This window comes from Streptomyces sp. PTL18 (assembly GCF_059510295.1).
This window is the reverse complement of the sequence record NZ_JCAJZO010000010.1, coordinates 1-20,164: the sequence shown is the minus strand read 5'-3', so window position 1 is coordinate 20,164 and position 20,164 is coordinate 1. Positions and strand designations below refer to the sequence as shown.

21 protein-coding genes are annotated in these 20,164 nt (G+C 73.0%); 11 read left to right on the top strand and 10 right to left on the bottom strand.

The features are described 5' to 3' along the window. Window positions 1–109: 109 nt before the first annotated feature. Entirely contained in the window at window positions 110–2,284 is a 2,175-nt protein-coding gene (gene pabB / locus AC5WS8_RS20150; protein ID WP_496104814.1) for an aminodeoxychorismate synthase component I, read from the top strand. 129 nt (window positions 2,285–2,413) lie between these two features. Here pabB and AC5WS8_RS20145 read toward each other — a convergent pair whose 3' ends face one another. Beyond that, window positions 2,414–3,730: a N,N-dimethylformamidase beta subunit family domain-containing protein gene (locus AC5WS8_RS20145; protein WP_496104813.1), complete on the bottom strand. Its 1,317-nt coding sequence runs from the start codon at window positions 3,728–3,730 to the stop codon at window positions 2,414–2,416. A 333-nt stretch (window positions 3,731–4,063) separates the two neighbouring features. Beyond that, window positions 4,064–5,254 carry an AI-2E family transporter gene (locus tag AC5WS8_RS20140; protein WP_496104812.1) on the bottom strand — a complete coding sequence of 397 codons (1,191 nt, stop codon included), beginning with the start codon at window positions 5,252–5,254 and terminating at the stop codon, window positions 4,064–4,066. Between the two features lie 217 nt (window positions 5,255–5,471). On the opposite strand from AC5WS8_RS20140, the gene AC5WS8_RS20135 reads away from it, so the two are divergent. Continuing rightward, the gene (locus AC5WS8_RS20135; protein WP_496105071.1) at window positions 5,472–7,205 is read left to right on the top strand and encodes a GAF domain-containing sensor histidine kinase; all 1,734 of its coding nucleotides are present in this window, start codon (window positions 5,472–5,474) and stop codon (window positions 7,203–7,205) included. Window positions 7,206–7,285: 80 nt separating this feature from the next. Here AC5WS8_RS20135 and AC5WS8_RS20130 read toward each other — a convergent pair whose 3' ends face one another. Together AC5WS8_RS20130 and AC5WS8_RS20125 are read right to left on the bottom strand one after the other, a co-directional pair. After that, window positions 7,286–7,981: a response regulator gene (locus AC5WS8_RS20130; protein ID WP_496104811.1), complete on the bottom strand. Its 696-nt coding sequence runs from the start codon at window positions 7,979–7,981 to the stop codon at window positions 7,286–7,288. Window positions 7,982–8,166: 185 nt separating this feature from the next. After that, window positions 8,167–8,631, bottom strand: coding sequence for a cyclic nucleotide-binding domain-containing protein (locus AC5WS8_RS20125; RefSeq protein ID WP_496104810.1), 465 nt, complete (start codon window positions 8,629–8,631; stop codon window positions 8,167–8,169). Between the two features lie 262 nt (window positions 8,632–8,893). On the opposite strand from AC5WS8_RS20125, the gene AC5WS8_RS20120 reads away from it, so the two are divergent. From AC5WS8_RS20120 to AC5WS8_RS20100, 5 genes are all read left to right on the top strand, one after another. Next, window positions 8,894–9,781 (top strand): universal stress protein, encoded by an 888-nt coding sequence (locus AC5WS8_RS20120; RefSeq protein WP_496104809.1) that lies wholly within the window; start codon window positions 8,894–8,896, stop codon window positions 9,779–9,781. A gap of 233 nt (window positions 9,782–10,014) precedes the next feature. Further along, window positions 10,015–11,082: a zinc-dependent alcohol dehydrogenase family protein gene (locus tag AC5WS8_RS20115; protein ID WP_496104808.1), complete on the top strand. Its 1,068-nt coding sequence runs from the start codon at window positions 10,015–10,017 to the stop codon at window positions 11,080–11,082. A 19-nt stretch (window positions 11,083–11,101) separates the two neighbouring features. Then, window positions 11,102–11,788, top strand: a complete 687-nt coding sequence (locus AC5WS8_RS20110; RefSeq protein ID WP_496104807.1) for a helix-turn-helix domain-containing protein — start codon at window positions 11,102–11,104, stop codon at window positions 11,786–11,788. A gap of 53 nt (window positions 11,789–11,841) precedes the next feature. Continuing rightward, on the top strand, window positions 11,842–12,576 hold the full coding sequence (locus tag AC5WS8_RS20105; protein WP_496104806.1) for a CBS domain-containing protein: 735 nt from the start codon (window positions 11,842–11,844) through the stop codon (window positions 12,574–12,576). A gap of 22 nt (window positions 12,577–12,598) precedes the next feature. Further along, entirely contained in the window at window positions 12,599–13,177 is a 579-nt protein-coding gene (locus AC5WS8_RS20100) for an Rv1733c family protein (protein ID WP_496104805.1), read from the top strand. A 49-nt stretch (window positions 13,178–13,226) separates the two neighbouring features. Here AC5WS8_RS20100 and AC5WS8_RS20095 read toward each other — a convergent pair whose 3' ends face one another. Both AC5WS8_RS20095 and AC5WS8_RS20090 read right to left on the bottom strand, forming a co-directional pair. After that, window positions 13,227–13,883, bottom strand: a complete 657-nt coding sequence (locus AC5WS8_RS20095) for a CBS domain-containing protein (RefSeq protein WP_496104804.1) — start codon at window positions 13,881–13,883, stop codon at window positions 13,227–13,229. Between the two features lie 54 nt (window positions 13,884–13,937). Beyond that, a complete protein-coding gene (locus tag AC5WS8_RS20090) occupies window positions 13,938–14,393 on the bottom strand; it encodes a Crp/Fnr family transcriptional regulator (protein ID WP_496104803.1) in 456 nt (151 codons plus the stop codon). Between the two features lie 521 nt (window positions 14,394–14,914). On the opposite strand from AC5WS8_RS20090, the gene AC5WS8_RS20085 reads away from it, so the two are divergent. Beyond that, window positions 14,915–15,820, top strand: coding sequence for a universal stress protein (locus AC5WS8_RS20085; RefSeq protein ID WP_496104802.1), 906 nt, complete (start codon window positions 14,915–14,917; stop codon window positions 15,818–15,820). 34 nt (window positions 15,821–15,854) lie between these two features. On the opposite strand, the gene AC5WS8_RS20080 is transcribed toward AC5WS8_RS20085, so the two are convergent. Continuing rightward, window positions 15,855–16,112, bottom strand: a complete 258-nt coding sequence (locus AC5WS8_RS20080) for a DUF1876 domain-containing protein (protein WP_496104801.1) — start codon at window positions 16,110–16,112, stop codon at window positions 15,855–15,857. Between the two features lie 222 nt (window positions 16,113–16,334). Here AC5WS8_RS20080 and AC5WS8_RS20075 point away from each other — a divergent pair, with 222 nt between their 5' ends. Next, a complete protein-coding gene (locus tag AC5WS8_RS20075; protein WP_496104800.1) occupies window positions 16,335–16,886 on the top strand; it encodes a hypothetical protein in 552 nt (183 codons plus the stop codon). Between the two features lie 157 nt (window positions 16,887–17,043). Here the strand turns inward: AC5WS8_RS20075 and AC5WS8_RS20070 are convergent, their stop codons facing one another. The 3 genes from AC5WS8_RS20070 to AC5WS8_RS20060 all read right to left on the bottom strand — a co-directional run bounded on the left by AC5WS8_RS20070 (window position 17,044) and on the right by AC5WS8_RS20060 (window position 19,074). Then, on the bottom strand, window positions 17,044–17,607 hold the full coding sequence (locus tag AC5WS8_RS20070; RefSeq protein WP_496104799.1) for a hemerythrin domain-containing protein: 564 nt from the start codon (window positions 17,605–17,607) through the stop codon (window positions 17,044–17,046). A 186-nt stretch (window positions 17,608–17,793) separates the two neighbouring features. Next, the gene (locus AC5WS8_RS20065) at window positions 17,794–18,414 is read right to left on the bottom strand and encodes an L-threonylcarbamoyladenylate synthase (RefSeq protein ID WP_496104798.1); all 621 of its coding nucleotides are present in this window, start codon (window positions 18,412–18,414) and stop codon (window positions 17,794–17,796) included. Between the two features lie 129 nt (window positions 18,415–18,543). Next, complete coding sequence (locus AC5WS8_RS20060) at window positions 18,544–19,074, bottom strand: pep a2 (RefSeq protein WP_496104797.1); 531 nt, start codon at window positions 19,072–19,074, stop codon at window positions 18,544–18,546. A gap of 238 nt (window positions 19,075–19,312) precedes the next feature. On the opposite strand from AC5WS8_RS20060, the gene AC5WS8_RS20055 reads away from it, so the two are divergent. Then, entirely contained in the window at window positions 19,313–19,558 is a 246-nt protein-coding gene (locus AC5WS8_RS20055; RefSeq protein ID WP_496104796.1) for a DUF5133 domain-containing protein, read from the top strand. Window positions 19,559–19,701: 143 nt separating this feature from the next. Beyond that, on the top strand, window positions 19,702–20,164 hold a 463-nt coding region (locus AC5WS8_RS20050), incomplete at its 3' end, for a maltotransferase domain-containing protein (protein WP_496105070.1).

Sequence of the window (20,164 nt, the reverse complement as noted above, 5' to 3'; positions counted from 1 at the left end):
TCGCCGTCTCCGTCGCACATCAGGTGGTGGCGGGCCGCGCGGCCGATTTCCCACTCAGCGCCTTTCACGAAGTTGCCGCAACCGCCGCTTCGGGCGCTGCGTGGACGGCATGAACGGCGCGCTGCTCGAGGCCCGGGAACGACGCAAGGGAGGTGAGCGGGTGAAGACCCTCCTCATCGACAATCACGACTCGTACACGTACAACCTGTTCCAGTTGCTCGCCGAGGTCAACGGCGAGCAGCCGACGGTGATCCTCAACGACACCCCCGCCGACGCCGTGCCGGACCTGGGGGAGTTCGACAACGTGGTGATATCGCCGGGCCCGGGACACCCCGCGGAACCCCGCGACTTCGGCATAGCCGCCCGGATCGTCGCCGACGCCCGCATCCCCGTGCTCGGCGTCTGCCTCGGCCACCAGGGCATCGCGGCGCGGGAGCGGGGCCGCATAGCGCCGGCACCGCAGCCCCGTCACGGGCATCTGTCCACCGTCCGGCACGACGGCCGGGACCTGTTCCACGGCCTGCCGCAGGACTTCACGGCCGTGCGCTACCACTCGCTGGCCGTCGCCGAGCCGCTGCCGGAGACCCTGGAGGCCACCGCCTGGGCCGAGGACGGGGTGGTGATGGGGCTCAGGCACCGCACCCGGCCGCTGTGGGGCGTGCAGTTCCACCCGGAGTCCGTGCTCACCGATTACGGCCACCGCATGCTCGTGAACTTCCGCAACCTCACCGCCGAGCGCGCCCGCAGACCCCGCACCAAGAACACGGCCATTCCTCGATCCGCGGCCGTTCCCCGCTCCCGCCGCACCGCGCCGCCCGCCCACCGGCTGCACTACCGCCGCCTGGCAGGCGCCGTCGACGCCGAGGCCGCCTTCACCCGGATGTGCCGGGACGCCCCGCGCGCCTTCTGGCTGGACAGCGCGCGCGTCGAGCCGGGGCCGGCCCGCTTCTCGTTCTTCGGTGACGGCACCGGCCCCCTGGCCGAGTTCGTGCGCTACGACGTCGACGCCGGCGTGTGCGAGGTCGAACGGGCCGGCCGGCCCCCGCGCAAGGTCCGCGCGAGCATCTTCGACTACCTCAAGCGGCAGCTCGCCACCCGCCACGTCGATGCCGCCGGGCTGCCCTTCGACTTCACCGGCGGCTATGTCGGCTACTTCGGCTACGAGACGAAGGCCGACTGCGGCTCTGCGAACCGCCACCGCGCCCGGACCCCCGACGCCTGCTGGCTGTTCGCCGACCGCCTCGTCGTCGTGGACCACGAGGAGGGCGCCACCTACGCGGTCTGTGTCGCCGAGGACACCCCACAGGCCACGCGGGAGGCGACCGATTGGCTGGACGTCGCGACGGCCCAGCTCACCTTCGTCTCGGGTCGGGACACCGCGACCGAGCCGCCGGACGACGAGCCCGCGCCCGACCCCGCCGCCGCCGAGCCGTGGCTGGTCCGGGACCGCGCCACCTACCTCGCGGACATCGAGGCCTGCAAGGACGCGTTGCGGGCGGGCACCAGCTACGAGGTCTGCCTGACCGACGCCGTGCGGTTACCGGCACCGCGTGACCCGTACGCCTTCTACCGTGCGCTGCGCCGGGTCGACCCCGCCCCCTACGCGGCGTTCCTGAGGTTCGGCGACCTGGACGTGGCCGGCTCCTCACCCGAGCGGTTCCTGCGGATCACCCGGGACGGCGTCGCGGAGGCCAGACCCGTCAAGGGCACCGCCCCCCGCGGGGAGAACCCCGCGCAGGACGCACGGCTGCGGCACTCGCTGGCCGTGGACGACAAGACCCGCGCCGAGAACCTCGTGATCGTCGACCTGCTCCGCAACGACCTCGGCCGGGTCTGCGAGACCGGGTCCATACGGGTCACCCGGCTGATGGCCACCGAGACCTACGCCACCGTGCACCAGCTGGTCTCCACCGTCGAGGGACGGCTGCGCGAGGGGGCGGACGCCGTGGACTGCGTCCGTTCCTGCTTCCCCGGCGGCTCCATGACCGGCGCGCCCAAACCGCGCACCATGGAGATCATCGACGGCCTGGAGACCGAGGCACGCGGTGTCTACTCCGGCGCCCTCGGCTACTTCGGCTGCGGCGGCGGCGCCGACCTGAGCATCGTCATCCGCACCGCCGTCATCGCCGACGGCCTGCTGCACCTCGGCGCCGGCGGCGCGGTCGTCCTGGACTCCGACCCTGCCGCCGAGTACGACGAGATGCTGCTGAAGACCGCCGCCCCGATGCGCGCCTACCGGGAGCTCACCGCCGCCCCGGCCGCCGAGGAGGAGCCGGCCCGATGACCACACCCCAGGCCACGCCGATTCCCGCCGACGCCCAGGCGCCCGGCAACCTGGCGGCCCAGCTCGCCGCGCTCGCCGCACGGTTGAGTGGACCGACCGGCCCGCCTGAATGGCGACCGGCATCGCCTTTCACGCCGAGTCCTTGTAGACCTCCTTCACGTTCGGGCGCGGCATCGGGCGATGGCGGGCGGCCGGGCCCAGCGCGAAGGCGTGCAGCAGGTTCTCCGTCGTCCGGGTGACGAAGGCGCGGGTGCGGGCGTCCATGCCGTGGTCGCGGCCCCCGTCCGGGGTACCGGCCATCAGGGCCTCCACCCAGCGCATGGTGCCGGTCGCGAAGACCCCCGCCCCGCTCGGGACCGTGTAGTACGCCGAGTCGCTGTTGCTGCGCCTGCGGTTGCAGACCAACGGGGAGTGAGCCGTGATCTCCAGGGGCTCCGGGACGGATGCGCCCGGGGTGACCCGGTCGTACTCCACACCGACCAGATGGCCGAAGCCGTCGCCGGGGCGCACGCCTGTGCCCTCGTACAGCCAGTGGTCCGCCGCGTGCACGACGTAGGGCGCGTCCGTCGGATAACCCTCGTACAGCACGCCCGTCATCGACGACTCCGGGTCGGCCGCCGGGGGCTGACGGAAGTCCGTCGTCACCAGTGCGGGGTGGGTGGTGTAGTAGGGGTCGGCTCGGAAGGAGGACTTGTAGCAGACCACCGTACGGTCCGGCTGTGCCTCGCCCCGTTCCAGACGGACCCTGCGGAAGCAGGTGTTGGCGCCGAGGAACGCCACGTTGGTGCCCGCGTCGCGGGCCTCGGTGACGTGCCGGCGCTGCTCGGGGGTCCAGTACTCGTCGTGCCCGAGGCAGAGGGCGGCCCGCGCACCGTGCAGCACGCCCGGGTCACGGTGCACGTCCGTACCGGTGGTGTAGGCGAGGGGGATGCCGAGCCGTTCGGCCAGCACCACCGCCGCCCGCTCGTACACCAGGAACTTCTCCGCGCCGTTGGAGTCGTAGGGCCGGTCGAAGCTGACGGCGAGGGACCGGGCGGCGTACGCCCCGGAGGACCCCTCGTAGAGGCTGTAACCGCCCCACCGGTTGTACGCCTGCCAGGTCGCCGGGGCGTGCATCAGGACCGTACGGCCCGCGCCCTGCGTGGAGCGCACGATCAGCGGGACGTACCGCTGGTGACCGCCCTCCGCGTCCAGCCGCAGCAGATACGCGCCCTCGGGCCACCCGTCCGTGCCGAAGGCGAGCGTGCGCTTCCAGTCGGTCCGGATGGTGCGGGTACCGGACTGAAGGCGCGGCTCCGGTTGGACGCGGCCCGGCACGCGTTCGGAGGACCAGACGAGCCGGGCCTCGGCCCCGCCGTACCAGCCGACGCGGAAGGCCGAGACACGGAAGGACGCCGCGGTCGTCGACACGTACAGCCCGCACTCCTCGCCCGGGGTCACGCTCACCCGGTCGGCGTATCCGGTGACAGCCGTGGCGGGACCCTGGGAGCGGATACGCCAATCGGGTGTCCCGGCTCGGTCCCGTTCCGCCTCGGGACGGTGCGAGGCGGCCGACCGGGGATGGTCGTGCGCGGAAGGGGACGGGTCGCAGGCGGCCGCCGCCGGGAGGAGCCCGACGCCCGCGCACACTCCCAGAAAGGTCCTGCGCCGCAGCTCCGGTATGTGCTCCGGCCGGTGCCGCGACACCTCTCGCTGGTCGGGGCCCACATCGCCTCCCGTGCGTTCGAGTGCCCCCTGCCTGTGCGAGTCAGCGTGGCACAGCGGGCAGGGGCGCGCGCCTCAGGGAGGGGCCGGGCGCAGCGCCTGCAGCACCGCCCAGGAGACCGACACGAACGGCACGGCCACCACGGCACCGATCACCCCTGCGACGATGCTCCCCGCGATGACGGAGACGGCGACGACCAGCGGGTGCAGCCGGACGGCCCAGCTCATCACGAGGGGATGGAGGACGTGCCCCTCGATCTCCCCGATGACGACGATGAGCAGCACCACGGCCGCAGCCGTGACCGGACCGCGTCCGGCCAGGGCGACCACGGTGGCCACGGCGAGCGCGACCGGCGAGCCGACCAGCGGGACGAACGTGGCGAAGAACTCCAGCAGGGTGAGCGGCAGCGCGAGCGGCACCCGGAGGACGAGCAGGACGATGCCGACGAGTGCGGCGTTGGTCGCGGCCACGATGATGATGCCCCGCGTGTACCCCGCGAACGTCCGCCAGGCCGCGTACCCCGCCCGGTCCCATGCCGGCCGGGCGCCCCGGGGCAGCAGCTGGTCGCGCAGCCAGGACCACAGGCGTTCTCCCGAGTGGATGAAGAAGACGGAGAAGAACAGCGCGAGGGCGAGCCCGGTGACCAGTTCCACGAACCGGGTCAGTCCGCTGACGGCGCTGCTGAACAGGGCCGCGCGGTGGGACGAGATGTACGAGGCGATCTGGTCCTGCAGGTGCGAGAGGCTCTTGTGGCTGAGCCGGAACGGCGGGCGTTCGAGCCATTGTTCGATCCTGTGGATGCCGCCGCGGAACTCCCCGGTCAGTTTTCCCCACTGGCCCGCCACCGCCTCACCCACGAAGGCGAACAGGGAGAAAAGGAGCAGCAGGCTCCCCACGAGGGAGACCGCGACGGTCAGGGGACGTGGCAGCCAGCGGCCGAGCACGTCGGCGAGGGGCCGCAGCACCGACGTGATCACGAGTCCGAGGAACAGCGCGACGGCGATGAGCTGGAAGCGGCCGAGGACGGTGAAGACCTCGTAGACGACGAGACCGACGACGACCAGGCGCCAGGCGTAGGCGGCGGCGACGCGCAACCAGGGAACGACACGTTCGGCGGCGGACGTCCCCGCGGCGGCCCGGACGCGCGGAGGGAGGCGCACCGGCCGGGACGTCCGGCTGTCCCGCGCCGCCCCCGCCCTGCGCCGCCCCCGCCCCGTCCCGCCCGCGTCCGCCACCACACCTCCCGCGCGCCGACTGCCGGTCACCTCCTGAAGTCAGTAGGCACCAGCCGCACACCGCGCGCCACAGCACGTACCCCACCGTGGCCGTCGGCCATGACCGCGCCTCGCGCGCACCGCCGAGGGGCACTCCGAGCGGGCACGAGCCGCCGTCCGGGTCGAAACTCAGTATCGTGAGGGCGGGAGAGTCGCCGTCGACCCGCACCCTGTCTGCGTGATCCGTGTGATCCGGTCGGAGGAAGCGATGAGCGGGGAAGCGCGCGGGCGGCCTGAGCAGCACCTGCCCAAGCTGCGCATGGACGAACTGCTGGACGAACTGCAGGCCCGCATCGACGCGGCACGCGGCACCCAGGACCGGGTGCACCGCCTGCTGCAGGCCGTCCTGTCGGTCGGACGCGAACTCGATCTTGCGCAGGTGCTGCGCAGCATCGTCGAGGCGGCCGTGGTGCTCGTCGACGCCGAGTACGGCGCGCTGGGCGTCATCGGCGACGACCGCACGCTCTCCCAGTTCCTCACCGTCGGCATCAGCGAGGACGCGCGGGCCCGGATCGGGGCGCTGCCCAGCGGGCACGGCATCCTCGGCGAACTGATCCGCCGTCCGGAGCCGCTGCGGCTGTCCGAGATCTCCGACCACCCGGCCTCCTACGGATTCCCGGCCCGCCACCCGCCGATGCACTCCTTCCTCGGCGTGCCCATCCGGGTCCGCGACCAGGTGTTCGGGAACCTCTACCTGACGGAGAAACGCGACGCCGAGGAGTTCGACGCCGACGACGAGGCCGTCCTCTCCACCCTGGCGGTGGCGGCCGGCGTCGCCATCGAGAACGCCCGGCTGTACGGGGAGACGCGGCTGCGCGAGCGCTGGGTGAGGGCCAGCTCCCAGGTCACGAGCGCCCTGCTGTCGGGTGCCCCGAGCGCGGACGTGCTGGAGCTGATCGTGGAGCAGGCGCGCCGGATCGCCTCCGCCGACGCCGGCATGATCGCGGAACGGGTGCCCGGGGAGGACGTGCTGCGTCCGTTGCTCGCGGTCGGCCTCGACGCAGAGCGGCGCCGCGGTCTTGTGATGTCCCGGCAGGACGGCTTCGTGGAGGCCGCGCTGAGCACCGCAGAACCGGTGGTCAGCCCCGACGTCCGGCACGACCCCCGGGCCGACCCGGACTCGGCCCTGTGGCGCGGACTCGGGCCCGTGGTCGGCGTACCGCTGGTGGCGAGCGGCAAGTCCATCGGCGTCCTGGTGCTGGGGCGCACCGCGGGGCGCGACGCCTTCACGGACACCGACACCGGCCCCCTGCTCGGCTTCGCGGGGCAGGCGGCCCTGGCGCTGGAGCTGGCCGAGCGGCGCCGGGACGCCGAGCAGATCGCGCTGCTGAAGGACCACGACCGGATCGCCCGCGATCTGCACGACCTCGCCATCCAGCGGCTCTTCGCGGCCGGCATGACCCTGCAGAGCACCCAGCGCTTCGTCGACCACCCGGAGGCCGCCGAACGGCTGTCGCGGACCGTCGACGACCTGGACGAGACCATCAAGATCATCCGGTCCACCATCTTCGGGCTGCGCGCGCACGGCGACCGGAGGCGGGAGGGGTCCGGGTTGCGCCGGCAGGTGTCGGAGGCGGTGGCGGCGTCGGCCGGAACACTGGGTTTCCTTCCCGCTCTGCGCATCGAGGGCCTGGTGGACACCGACGTCCCGGGCGACGTCGCCGACGATGTGACCGCCGTGCTCGGGGAGGCTCTGAGCAACGCCGCCCGGCACTCCGGGGCACGCTCGGTGGACGTCCGCCTGCGGCTCGGCGGGGGCGAGCTGACGCTCACGGTGGCAGACGACGGCTGCGGCGTGTCGGACGGCGCCGTCCGCAGCGGCCTGCGGAACCTCGAGGAACGGGCCGTCGCCCTCGGCGGCACGCTCAGTGTGGGGGAACGCCCGCAGGGTGGCGGGACACGACTGGTGTGGCGTGTTCCGGTGCGGCCGGCGGATGACTGATCCGGTGCGGCCCCGGCGGCGAGTGACGGTGCCTCCGGCGGGCCCGTGACGGTGCGTCCCGCAGTGCCGTACGGCCCGGCTCAGCGGGTGGTGCGGCAGCCGGACGGTTCCAGACGGGAGGCGAGGACCGCCGCCTGTACGCGGCGCTGCACGCCCAGCTTGGCCAGCAGCCGGGAGACGTGGTTCTTGACCGTCTTCTCGGACAGATAGAGCCGCCTGCCGATCTCCCGGTTCGTCAGCCCGTCCCCGATCAGCGCCAGGATGTCCCGCTCGCGCGGTGAGAGGCCGTCCGGTTCGGGTGCCGGGGCCGGCTGCTCGGCGGGGTCGGCGCGCAGCGACCGCATCAGCCGCGCGGTGGTCGCCGGGTCGAGCATGGACTGGCCGGAGGCGACGGTGCGCACCGCGGACACCAGGTCGGAGCCCCTGATCTGCTTCAGTACGTACCCCGAGGCGCCCGCCATGATGGCGTCGAGCAGGGCGTCCTCGTCGTCGAACGAGGTCAGCATCAGACAGGCCAGCTCGGGCATGCGGCTGCGCAGCTCACGGCAGACGGTGATGCCGTCACCGTCCGGCAGGCGCACGTCCAGGACGGCCACATGCGGCCGCACCGCTGAACCGCGGGCGAGCGCCTGTTCGACGGTGTCGGCGTCCCCGACCACCGAGATGTCGGGTTCCGCGTCCAGCAGGTCGGCCAGGCCACGTCGCACGACCTCGTGGTCGTCCAGCAGGAACACCCGGATCGGCACCTGCTCGCTGAAGGTGCGCGCCTCGGCCATGACGACTCCTCGTTGCGCTGAGAACCTCTGCGAAGGACGGACGCGGGCCGTCCACTGTCCATGGTCGTCACGAGCTCCGCCCCTACGCACCAGGGGCCGATCGGCCCTCCCGCCGTCGTCCGTGCGCCCCTTCCGGTCCGGACGACGTGGACAGCTCCTGTCCGCGCGCGTTGTCCTCGGCCCCGTCAGCCGAAGCTGCCGCTGCCGCAGGGGCCGTACAGGTCCAGCAGCCGGGTGCGCTCCGAGTCGAGCCGGTGGGACAGGATGCCGCCCATCCACCGGGCGACCTCGAAGCCGAGTGCCGGATCGTCCTGGCACATCGAGCGCACCGCGGCGGCGTCGAACTCGTACGCCCTCACCGGCGTCGTCGTCTCGGCGCCCAGGTGCCAGGCGTGTGGGCCGAACAGCCAGGACCAGCCGAGGAGTTGGTCGTGCCCGAGGGTCTCGATGACGGCGGCGCGGCGGCCGGGAACATGCAGATCGAGGTCGACCGTGCCGGAGCGGATGATCCAGAACCGGTCGGCGTGTCCGCCCTCCTCGCACAGGCGTGTTCCCTGTGGGAAGGACACCTCACGGGCGGTGCGCATCAGCCGCTCGCGGTGCGCCGTGGGCAGCGCACGCAGGATACTGGTCGTCGGGGGAGCGTTCATGACGGCCTCCAGGGACGGCGTGGGCCCGACGCTCCGATCGTGACCCGGCGTCCCTCCCCGGGCCATGGGCCGTCCGGCCCCCGGGCCGGGACGTGTGGTACCGCGTCGGAGACCCCGGCGACCGGGTCGTGCGCCGGGCCGGACGCGGGGCCCTGGGCCGTTGGGCCCTGTGACGGGTCCCTGCGGCCCCTGCGCACGGCGCCGTTCGCGCGTCAGGCTCGACGCAGGAGCAGCAGAGTCAGTCGTGCAGGAGGTGCGCGCCATGGTCCGGCCCCTCACCGCGGGAGTCGACGCGTCCGGCGAGAGCCTCGCGGCCGCCCACTGGGCAGCCCGGGAGGCGCTGCGCCGGGGTGCGCCGCTCCACATCGTCCACGCCTGGAGGCGGCAGCCGCTTCCGGCGCCGTCCGGCGGGTGCGAGGACGACCGGTGCCAGATGGGGGAGCAGATCCTCCAGCGGGCCGTCCGCAGTGTTCGCGCCGCGCACCCGGGGCTGGAGGTGGAGGCGTTCCTGCGGGACGAGTCCCCGGTGACCGCGTTGCTCGCGGCGGCCGGGGAGTCGGAGATGCTGGTGCTCGGATCCCGGGGTCTGGGCCGTCTGGCCGGGTTCGTGGTCGGCTGGGTGTCCCAGCGCGTCGTCGCCAGGGCGTCGTGCCCCCTCGTGCTCGTACGTGCCGGGGAGACCTCCGCCGACGAGCACCTGCCGGCCCTGGACGGCGTCTCGCCCGAGGAGATCCCCGAGACCCCGTACCGCGACGTCGTGCTCGGGCTGGACCCGCGACACCCGCTCGAGGAGCCGATCGAGTTCGGCTTCGACTGCGCCCGGCGCCGCGGTACCGCGCTGCACGTGGTCCACGCCGTCGGCGACGTCCATGCCCACGCGGCCGACGGACCGGAGGTGCTGGCCGAACAGCAACGCCTCGTGACCGCCACGCTGCGCCCCTGGCGGGAGAAGTTCCCCGGGGTCCCGGTGTCGGAGACCGTCTCCACGGGCCGTCCCGCCCCGCAGCTGGTGCACGCCTCCAGCCGCGCCTGTCTCGTCGTCGTGGGGCGCCGGACACGGGACGGCCTGTTCGGCCCGCACATCGGCTCCGTCGCTCACGCCGTACTCCACCATGTGGCCTGCCCGGTCGCCGTCGTCCCGCATTCCTGACACCGGCTGGCGCCCGCAGAGGGGTACCCGGGAGGCCGGTCCGTCTCCTTCGGGACCCGCTCGCTCCCGACCGGATGATCGGGGCGGACCGGCCCGAGCAGATCCCGGCAAAGTGGGACAATCTGGATGTGATGGGTGTGTCCGTGATCCCGGCACCGGCGCCGGGTGGACCGCCGTACCGGCTTCCGGACGGTCCTCGGGCCCCGGTCCGGGGAGAGGGAGGAAGGATCGTCATGAAGGGCTTCGTCTTCCACGCCCCCGGAAAGTCCGCCTGGGAGGAGGTCCCGGACCCCGGCATCAAGGAATCCACCGACGCGATCGTGCGTGTCGAGACCACCACCATCTGCGGAACGGATCTGCACATCCTCAAGGGCGACGTGCCCGAGGTGCGCCCCGGCACGGTGCTGGGGCACGAGGCGGTCGGCGAGATCGTGGAGGCCGGACGGGACCTGCACGCCGTGCAGCCGGGGGAGCGCGTCCTGGTCTCCTGCATCACCGCCTGCGGCCGGTGCGGCTACTGCTGGGAGCGGAGGTACGGCCAGTGCCGCGGCGGCGGAGGCTGGATCCTCGGGCATGTGATCGACGGAACGCAGGCCGAGTACGTCCGGGTGCCCCACGCCGACCTGTCCGTGCACCCCCTGCCCGGCGCGGTCGACAGCAAGGACGCGGTGCTGCTCGCGGACATCTTCCCCACCGCCTACGAGGTGGGTGTGCTCAACGGGCACGTCCGCCCCGGGGACAGCGTGGTCGTCGTCGGAGCCGGCCCCATCGGGCTCGCGTCGATCGCCACCGCCCGGCTGTTCGCCCCCGAGCGGATCGTCGCCGTGGACCCGGCCGCGATGCGGCTGGACGCGGCCAAGCGACTCGGCGCCGACGCCCTGGCCGATCCCCTCGACGCCCAGGAGCTGATAGCCGACCTCACCGACGGACTGGGCGCCGACGTGGTCATCGAGGCGGTCGGCGCGCCGGAGAGCTTCGAGCTGTGCACACGCGTGGTGCGGCCCGGCGGGCACATCGCCAACGTGGGGGTGCACGGCCGGCCCGTGACCCTGCACCTGGAGGACCTGTGGAGCAGGAACGTCACCATCACCACCGGCCTGGTCGACACCTACTCCACGCCCACGCTGCTGCGGATGGCGGCCGTCGGCCGGCTGCCCACCTCGTCGCTGGTCACGCACACCTTCCCACTGGACCAGACGGAGGAGGCGTACGACGTCTTCGGCCGGGGCGCCGACACCGGCGCGCTCAAGGTGGCCCTGGGCGGGGAGCAGCACGAAGTCGTCGCCGTCCGGGCGACCTGACGCAAGGAAGTGACGGGCCATGTCCGCACACGCATCCCCTCACGCGGTGGAGGGCCGTCAGGGCCACCACCCCGCCGGCAATCTCGGACGCCGGATCGCCCTGCGGCGCGAGGAGCTCGGACTGTCCTGCAAGGAGGCGGCCTGCCGCGCCGGCATGGCCTCCAGCTATCTGCAGTACCTGGAGGAGCAGCCGACCGCAGCCCCCGGCGTGAGCACCCTGCTGAGGCTGGCCGGCGCACTGGAGACCACGGTGCTCGAACTCACCGGCGGGGACGTCGACCTGCCGCCCGGCCTCGGACAGGCCGGAGGGCACCCCAGATTCACCGAACTCAGCATCCGGGAGTGCCGGGACCTGCTGTGCACGCACGGCGTGGGGCGGCTCGCGGTGCCCACGGAGTCGGGGCCGGTGATCGTCCCGGTCAACTACGGCGTCGTCGGCGACTCGATCGTCTTCAGGACCGCCCCGGAGGCGGTGCCCTCCATGGCCGCGGGCTCCCGGGTGGCCTTCGAGGTCGACCGCATCGACGGATCGTTCAGCCAGGGCTGGAGCGTGCTGGTGTGCGGACACGCCCGCACCGTGACGGACCCCGACTCGGTCCGGCGGCTGGAGGAACAGGCGTACAGCACACCGTGGGCAGGCGGGGAACGCGACCTGTGGATCCGTATCGATCCCCGCAGAATCACCGGACGGCGCATCACCGTGTGACCGGGCCCGCAGACCCTCGCCCGGCAGGCCGTCGCACCCCATCGGAGGACACCATGCGCGGCACCCCCCACGTCGTCGGCGACGTCATGACCCGCAGGGTCGTCGCCGTCCGCCACGCGGCGACGTTCAAGGACATCGTCAAGGCCATGGAACAGTGGAAGGTCAGCGCCGTGCCCGTGCTGACGGAGGGGAACCGGGTCGTCGGTGTCGTCTCCGAGGCCGATCTGCTGCGCAAGCAGGAAATCCGCGACGCCGCGCCCGGCCGGTACGCGTCGCGGGATCGGGCGGCCGACCCGGCGCCCGCGGTGGCCAAGGCCGACGCCGTGACCGCCGAGGAGCTGATGACCGCACCGGCCGTCACCGTCCACGTGGAGGCGACTCTCGCCCAGGCCGCCCGGACCATGGCCCGGGCCGGGGTGAAACGCCTTCCGGTGGTCGGCGACGAGGGCACGCTGCTCGGCATCGTCAGCCGCGCCGACCTGCTCAAGGTCTACCTGCGCGACGACGAGGACATCGCGGAGGAGATCCGCCGCGAGATCGTCGCCCGTCTGTTCCCCACCCCGTGGGAGCCGGTCCGCGTGGAGGTGCGGGACGGCGTCGTACGGCTCACCGGCCGTGTCCGCGACACCGGTCTCGTGCCCGTCACCGCACGGCTGGTGCGGGGCGTCGAGGGCGTCGTGGACGTGGACTGCGCGCTCATGGGGCCGCCCCGCGTTCCGGACCTGGAGGCCGACTTCCCGGAGGACGAGGTGTCGCGCTGGCCCTGGAGAGCCGGCAGCATCACGTGATGCCCCGAGAGGGTGACGACCGATGGCTACCATCTGCCGTACGGCGGGGACCAGGGTGTGGCTGTGGCGGTGGCGGCGCAATCCGCTGCTGCGGCGCAGCGACCGCCTGGAGGCCTGGATCGTCCTCGTCACCTGGGTGCTGGTCCTGCTGGCCGGGGTGGTCGCGGGGCGGGCGGCGGCGGGCGCCGTGGAACACGGTCTGGCCGTGCGGGCCGCACACTCCCACCCCGTGCGGGCCGTGCTGACCCAGGACGTGGCGATGAGCCCGAAGGACGTGCCCGCATACGGCGAGGGCGGCGTATGGGCGAAGGTGCGCTGGAGCGCCCCCGGCGGCCCGCATACGGCGCTGGCCAAGGTGGAACCCGGACTGAAGGCCGGAGCCTCCGTCACCGTGTGGACGAACCCTGCCGGGGACCTGGTGTCCAAACCGCCCACCGGCGCCGAGACACGGCTGCAGACGTCGCTCGTCGGCACGCTCGTCGGGTGCGGTGCCGCAGGTGGGGTGCTGGCCTGCGGGTGGCTGGTGCGCGGGCGCCTGGAACGGCAGCGCATGGAGGAATGGGCCCGGGAGTGGGAGTGCGTCGGACCACGCTGGCGGTAAGAGGGGACCCGCTGGGTGGACGGCGTGCACGGTCGGCCGCCGGCCGCGGTCAGTCCGCCCCGTCCTCCCCGGAGAGGTGGCAGTCCACGTCGACCACACCCTCCACGGCCCGCGCCAGCCGGGCGGCCATGGGGATCACGGTCGTGTCCCCGACCTTGCCCGTGAGGGTGACCACACCCTCGGCGACCATGACGTGGATCGGCTCCACCGGGGCCGGGAACAGGACGTCGACGATGTCCCGGCGTATCTCGTCGGCGATGTCGTTGTCCTCCCGCAGGAACACCTTGAGCAGGTCGGCACGGCTGACCACGCCCTCGAGCAGGCCCTCGTCGTCGACCACAGGGAGCCGCTTCACCTTGCGCAGGGCCATGATGCGGGCGGCCCGGGCGAGGGTCGAGCCGGCGTGCACGGTGACCGCCGGCGCCGTCATCAGCTCGCCCGCGGTCACCGCCCCGGCCTTGGCCGGGTCGGACGGGCGCCGCGGCCGGGTGTACGGGTCCGCCTCGCCGTCCCGGAACTCCCCCTTGCGCAGCAGGTCGGCCTCGGAGACCACACCGACCACCCGGCCCTCGCCCTCGAGCACGGGCAGGGCACTGACCCTCCACTGCTCCATGAGCTTGACGACGTCCCCCAACGGGGCGTCACGCCCGACGGCGACGACGGTGTGCGTCATCACGTCGCTGACGACGCGCGGGCCGGCGGTCACGGTGTCGCCCTCCCCGGGGTCGGACGCGGTCGTCGGCCGGCCGGGCACCGGCCCTCAGGGGGTGCCACTGCCGTAGGGGCCGTAGAGGTCGAGCAGCCGGGTGCGCGCCGCGTTCAGCCGGTGGGCGAGGACCCGTCCCACCCAGACCGCGACCGCACGGCCGAACTCGGGGTCATCGGCGCACATCGTCCGCACGGTCACCGCGTCGAACTCGTAGGCCCGTACGGGCGTCATGGCCTCGGCGCCCAGCTGCCAGACATAGGGTTCGAAGTGCCAGGACCAGCCGACCAGTTCGCCGTGGCCCAGCGACTCGATGACGGCGGGCCGGCGGCCCGGCACGTGCACGTCGAGGGCCACGGTCCCCGTCCGCACGATCCAGAAGCGGTCGGCCCGACGGCCTTCCTCGAACAGGCGGGTTCCCTCGTCGAAGGAGACCTCGCGGGCGTTCCGCATCAGCCGCTCGCGGTGCTCGGCCGGAAGGGCCGCGCCCACGGTGGTGACAGAGGCCATGGCTTCACTGTCCTTTCGTTCCTGCCGCCGCGAAGGCAGGGGCGCCAGGGGCGCCCTGGGCGCCGGGACTCCACATGACGCCCGGAGGGGCGGGATGACGCATGAAGGGGCGGGAAGGACCCATCCGGTTCTCTCGGATCCTGATTGCGCGGTGCACGGCCGTTCGACCGCTTCCCCGCGTCTTGAGCGGGTCCTTCCCGTCGTCTTCAGCAGACCACGCACGGGCGGCGACCACCAGGGCCGATCGGCCCCATGCCCTGGACGGCCGGCCCGGCGCCGGAGCTGGTTCCGCGCACGCCGTCCAGCGGGCGCGCACGGCGCCGTGCCCGGCGACCGCTCGCCCGTCCGGTTGCCGGACGTCCGGTGTGCGTCCGGCCCGGGGAGACCTGCCGGCTGCCGCTCCGCGACCGGCGCACAGGGCCGGACGGCCCCGTGCGAGGCCTTGACAGCCCATCCCGCACGATGGCGGCCCGGGCCACGCTGGTCCGGTACGACACGACCTCACCGCTGGAGGTGGCGCGATGCTTCCACCCGTCGTTGCCGGAGTCGACGGATCCGCCGAGAGCCTGTCCGCCGCCGCGTGGGCGGCGCGCGAGGCCGTACGACGCCACCGTCCGCTGCGGCTGGTGCACGTCTGGAACTGGCACCCCGGACAGGGCCGGGGGGAGCCGGTGAGCGCGGTCCAGCGGCACCTGGCGCGACGGGTGCTGCGTCACGCGGCGGAACACCTGCGGGAGGCGTTCCCCGCTCTCCTGCTGTCGGAGGAGCAGGTCGAGGGCCCGGCCACCCCGGCCCTGGTGAAAGCCGCCGAGCGGGCCGAACTGCTGGTGCTGGGCTCCCGCGGACTGAGCGGCTTCACCGGGTTCCTGGTGGGCTCGGTCGCCCTCGGTGTGTCGGCCCGGGCGACGCGGCCCGTCGTCCTGGTGCGGGCGGGTGAGCGGGCCGAGGACGAACATCTCCCGGCCGCCGACGGAAGCGGCTCGACGCACACCGGACACCGGGACGTGGTGCTGGGCGTCGACGTCCGGGACCCGTGTGACGAGGTCATCGCCTTCGCCTTCGAGGCCGCCCGGGTCCGGGGCGCCCGGCTCAGGGCCGTACACGCCTGGCAGCGGCCTTCCGCCCTGGGCCTCGGCAACGGCGACATCGGACTGGTGGCCGACCCCGAGCGTGCGGAGGAGTGGCTGGGCTTCCTCACGGCGGTGCTGCAGCCCTGGCGGGACAAGTACCCCGGCGTCCGGGTCGTGGAGTCGGTCGTGCCGGAAAGGGCCTCCGGTGCCCTGGCGCGGGCCGCATCCTCGGCGGGTCTGCTCGTCGTGGGCCGCCATCACCTGCCCGAGCGGACCGCGGGACCGCACACCGGTCCCGTCGCCCACGCCGCGATCCACCATGCGCCGTGCCCGGTGGCCGTCGTACCGCACGCATGACCGGCCGGGGCGCCGGGTCTGCCTCGGGCGCCCGTCACCGTTCGACAGGGCCCGCCAGCTGCACGATGTCCTCGGAAGCGACGTCGTGGAGCCGGATGGCGAGGTCCTCCAGCGCCCGGCTGGCGGCGAGTTCGTCGCCGATCTCGGGGATCGGCCGGTCGACGGGGTTGCGCCGGGCCACGCCTCTGCCGGCGACGCTCGACGTGTCACGCGTCCTCAGCACGGCGCGGGCATGGGTGTCGTCGCCGTCCTCGGTGATGTAGATGTCCACGGTCCACTGCTTGGCTTCCATCGGGATCACTCCCCGCACCACGAGGTGCCCGTCCCTCTTCTTCGGACTTCTTCGGCCTTCGGACTTCTTCGGCTTCTTCCAGCCTGCGCCTGTCGGCGGGCCCGGTCCACAGCGGCGTACCGCGGCGGTGGCGGCGTCCTGTGGGGGATCGCACCGTTTGACGGACTCCTTCTGTGATGGGCGCCATTTCTCCGTTTCCGGCCGACCGGTAGCGTGACGCCGATGTCAGCCGATCTGTCCCCCGTCATAGCCGCCACCACCCAGTGGCTGCTGCGCTCCTACCCCGGCACCGGGGGAGCCCTGGACACCGCCCTCGCCGAGGCCCAGGCGTCCCAGGCCGTCATGGTCGCCGCCTGGCTGCGCTACCCCACCGAGGCCGACGCGGCCCTCGTCGTGTTCGTCGGGCCCGGCGGCTCCGACCGCCTGGACTGGCTGGCCGGAGCGGAGGCGGAGGCTGTGGACGAGGCCGACGCCGGCTGGCGGACCTGGGTGGACGAGGTGGTCGCCAGCTGGGCGGCCTGCCTGCTGACCACGCCGTACCTCGCCCGCGACGCCGTCACCGCACTCGACCGCAGCGAGCACACCCGTGGTCTGGTGTTCGACTTCCGCAGGCTCACCGACCCCGGTGAGCAGGACCACCGGGCCGCGCCCCTGCTGCGCCACCCCGACCTCCTGGCGCCGCTCGCCGACCTGCACCGCGACTCCCTCGTCGAACGACTGCACGGCGATCCCGTGGACGAGGGCGGTCATCTCGGGGACCCCGTCGTCGGCTGAGGCGGGTTTGCCGCGGGGCGCCGGACAACTCGCCGCTTCCATGACGGGGACGGACCGGGCCACCGACATCCGGGGCGCGCACACCCTTCGCCCGGGCGCCCGCCGGCCGGAGCGGGTCGACCAGTACCTGACCGTGGACCAGGAGCGCGTCGAGGTTTCAGGAGGACCGGCCGCGGCCGGTCACGAAGTCGCGGACCCGGTCGACCAGACCCGTCCCCGGCGCCAGCAGCTTGTTGAGCGGCGGGGTGTCCGGAGCGGCCGGGTGCGGGCGCGTGGGTGCCATCTTCTTGGCGGTGCGGATCTTGTCGCCGAGCTGGTCGAGGACGTCCTGGCCGCAGACCTGTCGCAGTTGGGGGAAGAGGTTGTTCTCCTCGTCCTCGATGTGCGTGGTCACCTCGCTCTTCACGATCATGAACACCTGGTCGAACTCCGGGTGGCCCACGGAGCACCCCTCCAGATGCTTGAGGGCCCGCTCCACCCGCGCGTGGTCGGCGATCTCCTTGTCGGCGATCGCGCCGCCACCCTCGACGTGCTGTCGCACCGCCGGGTACAGGTACTGCTCCTCCGCGACGGAATGCCGTACGAGTTCGATCGTCATCTCGTCGGCCAGCTTGCGGCGGTCCTGGTGGCCGCTGGGCAGCGACTCGATCCGCTGAAAGAGGCCCTCCACCTCCCGGTGGTCGGCGGTGAGCTCGGCGATGACGTCGCCACCGTGTGCCATGGCGGTCTCCCTGTGACGTGGCTGATCTGTGAGGCGGACGGCTGTCCGATGTCCAAGGCTGTGTCTGACAGCCCTGAAACGCCCGGACATCGATTCCCCGGGGCAGACGGGGCGTTAACGCCACTCGCCGGTAGTCCCCGGGTTGGCCGAACGCCCTCCCCCCGGTGCGCCTCGGGGAGCGCCACGTCACTCGAAGCGCGAGGTGTCGCCCGCTCCCTTGCGTACGATCTCGGGCTCGTCCCCGGAGAAGTCGATGACCGTCGTCGGTTCCGTACCGCAGTCCCCGGAGTCGACGACGGCGTCCACGACATGGTCGAGCCGCTCCTTGATCTCCCAGCCCTGGGTCAGCGGCTCCTCCTCGCCCGGCAGGAGCAGGGTGCTCGACAACAGCGGCTCGCCGAGTTCTGCCAGCAGCGCCTGCGCGACCACGTGGTCGGGGATGCGGACCCCGACCGTCTTCTTCTTCGGGTGCAGCAGCTTGCGCGGCACCTCGCGGGTCGCGGGCAGGATGAAGGTGTAACTGCCGGGCGTCGACGCCTTGATCGCTCGGAACACGTCCTTGTCCACGTGCACGAACTGTCCCAGCTGCGCGAAGTCCCGGCAGACCAGGGTGAAGTGGTGGCGCTCGTCGAGCTGACGGATCGCCCGGATGCGTTCCATGCCGTCCCGGCTGCCCAGCCGGCACCCCAGCGCGAAGCAGGAGTCCGTCGGATACACCACGAGCGCACCGTCACGGATGCTGTCGGCGACCTGGCCGATGGTGCGCGGCTGCGGGTTGTCGGGATGAACGTCGAAGTACTTCGCCATTCGCCGAGTGTCGATCACGCGGGGGTGCCCTGTCCACGTGAGGTGCCCACGGAGTGCGGCGGGGTCGGCCGACGACCCCGCCGCCCGCCCCCGCCGCCCGGCAGGGTTCGGCCTGCCGCGGTGCTCCGCTCAGGCGGGTGCCGCGACCGGCTCGCGTTCTCCGTCCCGCGCGGTCTGCCGCTCCCGCCCCGTGGCGGCCGCCGTGAGCGGCAGTGCACGCGGGAGGGGGCGCGTCTCGCGCAGACTCGGCGCGGGGGCCACCGGCACGAGCGGAGCGGGGTCGCCGGCCCGGGCCCGTTGCGAGAACCAGATGATCTTTCCGCCGGTGCCGGTGGCGCAGCAGCCCCAGCCGTTGCTCAGCGCCGCGATCCGGGCCAGGCAGCCGCTCGGCGCGTAGTGCGGTCGGATGTCGCGTTCGCTGTCCTGGACAGCGGTGATCAGGTGCTGACCGTTCCACCACATCTCGATGGTGGTGTTCTTGTCCGCGGCGTGGGCGTCGATCGTCCGCAGCAGCGCTTCGGCGCACTGGCAGACGGGGTCGGCGAGGATCTCCAGATCCCAGTAACGGAGGTGGGCGGCCAGGATCCGCCCGACCTGCCCGATCCGCTCGGGGCTGACCTCCACGTCGAGGTGGTAGTAGCAGGGGGTTGCGGTCTTCATCGTCCTTGGCTCCTCACCGGCGAAGCTCTCGCTTCTCCCCGCCCCTTTGGGCCGGGCCCCGATCACGAAGCGTGAGCAGTCGTCGCTCTCGAGTCACTCCCAGAGTGCGAGCGCTACTCCATTCGTGCAACACGAGAGCCGCCGGCCCCGGCTGGTTGAATCCCGAACAGGACGCTGAGTGATGGGCCGTGCACCATGGGTGGAACACTCAGCGCTGAGAGCGGAGGTGACCGGTGCCATGCCGCTGCCCGCCAGAGCCGAGGTCGCCAGACACCTCGAGCGGTATCGGGAGTGGGAGCGCCTGATGCTCGCGTCCCCTGACGACCGGGAGGTGCGCGGCACCTTCGAGAGCACCGGACACACTCTGTGCTCGCTCATGGGAAAGCGCTGTGCGCGCGAGGCCGCCGACGCCGCCGAGCTGTATGTCCGCCCGCACCGTGAGCAAACCGCCCGCACATTCCCGGCCTCGTCGGCGGACGGGTAGCCGCACGCCGCACGCAGCCCTGGACCCATGACGGCAGAGCCGGCGCCCACCGAGCTCGACGACGGCGGAGGAGGCGAGGACCGATGGAACCGCAGACCGCGCACCGGGACGGGGCGAGCCGTGTCGCCGGGGGCGCGAGGGCTTTGATCGGACGCATACCGATCGTGGACGTCCGTCCGGTCGTCGACGGCGGCCGACGCCCGGCCAAGGCGGTGGAGGGGGAGACCTTCCAGGTCACCGCCACGGTCTTCGGTGAGGGGCCGGGGGCGATCGGCGCCGATGTCGTCCTCCGCGATCCCGACGGCCGTCCCGGGCCGTGGACGCCGATGCGTGAACTGGAGCCCGGCACGGACCGCTGGGGCGCCGAAGTGACCCCGCCGTCGGTCGGCCGCTGGACCTACGCCGTGGAGGCGTGGAGCGATCCGGTCACCACCTGGCGCCGGCATGCCCGGATCAAGGTGCCGGCCCGCATCGACGTCAACCTGGTCCTGGAGGAGGGGGCCGACCTCTACGAGCGCGCGGCCGGAGGAGTACCGGAAGGGCCGCCGCGGGACCTGTTGCGCGCGGCCGCCCGCGCACTGCGCGACGAGTCCCGCCCACCGGTCG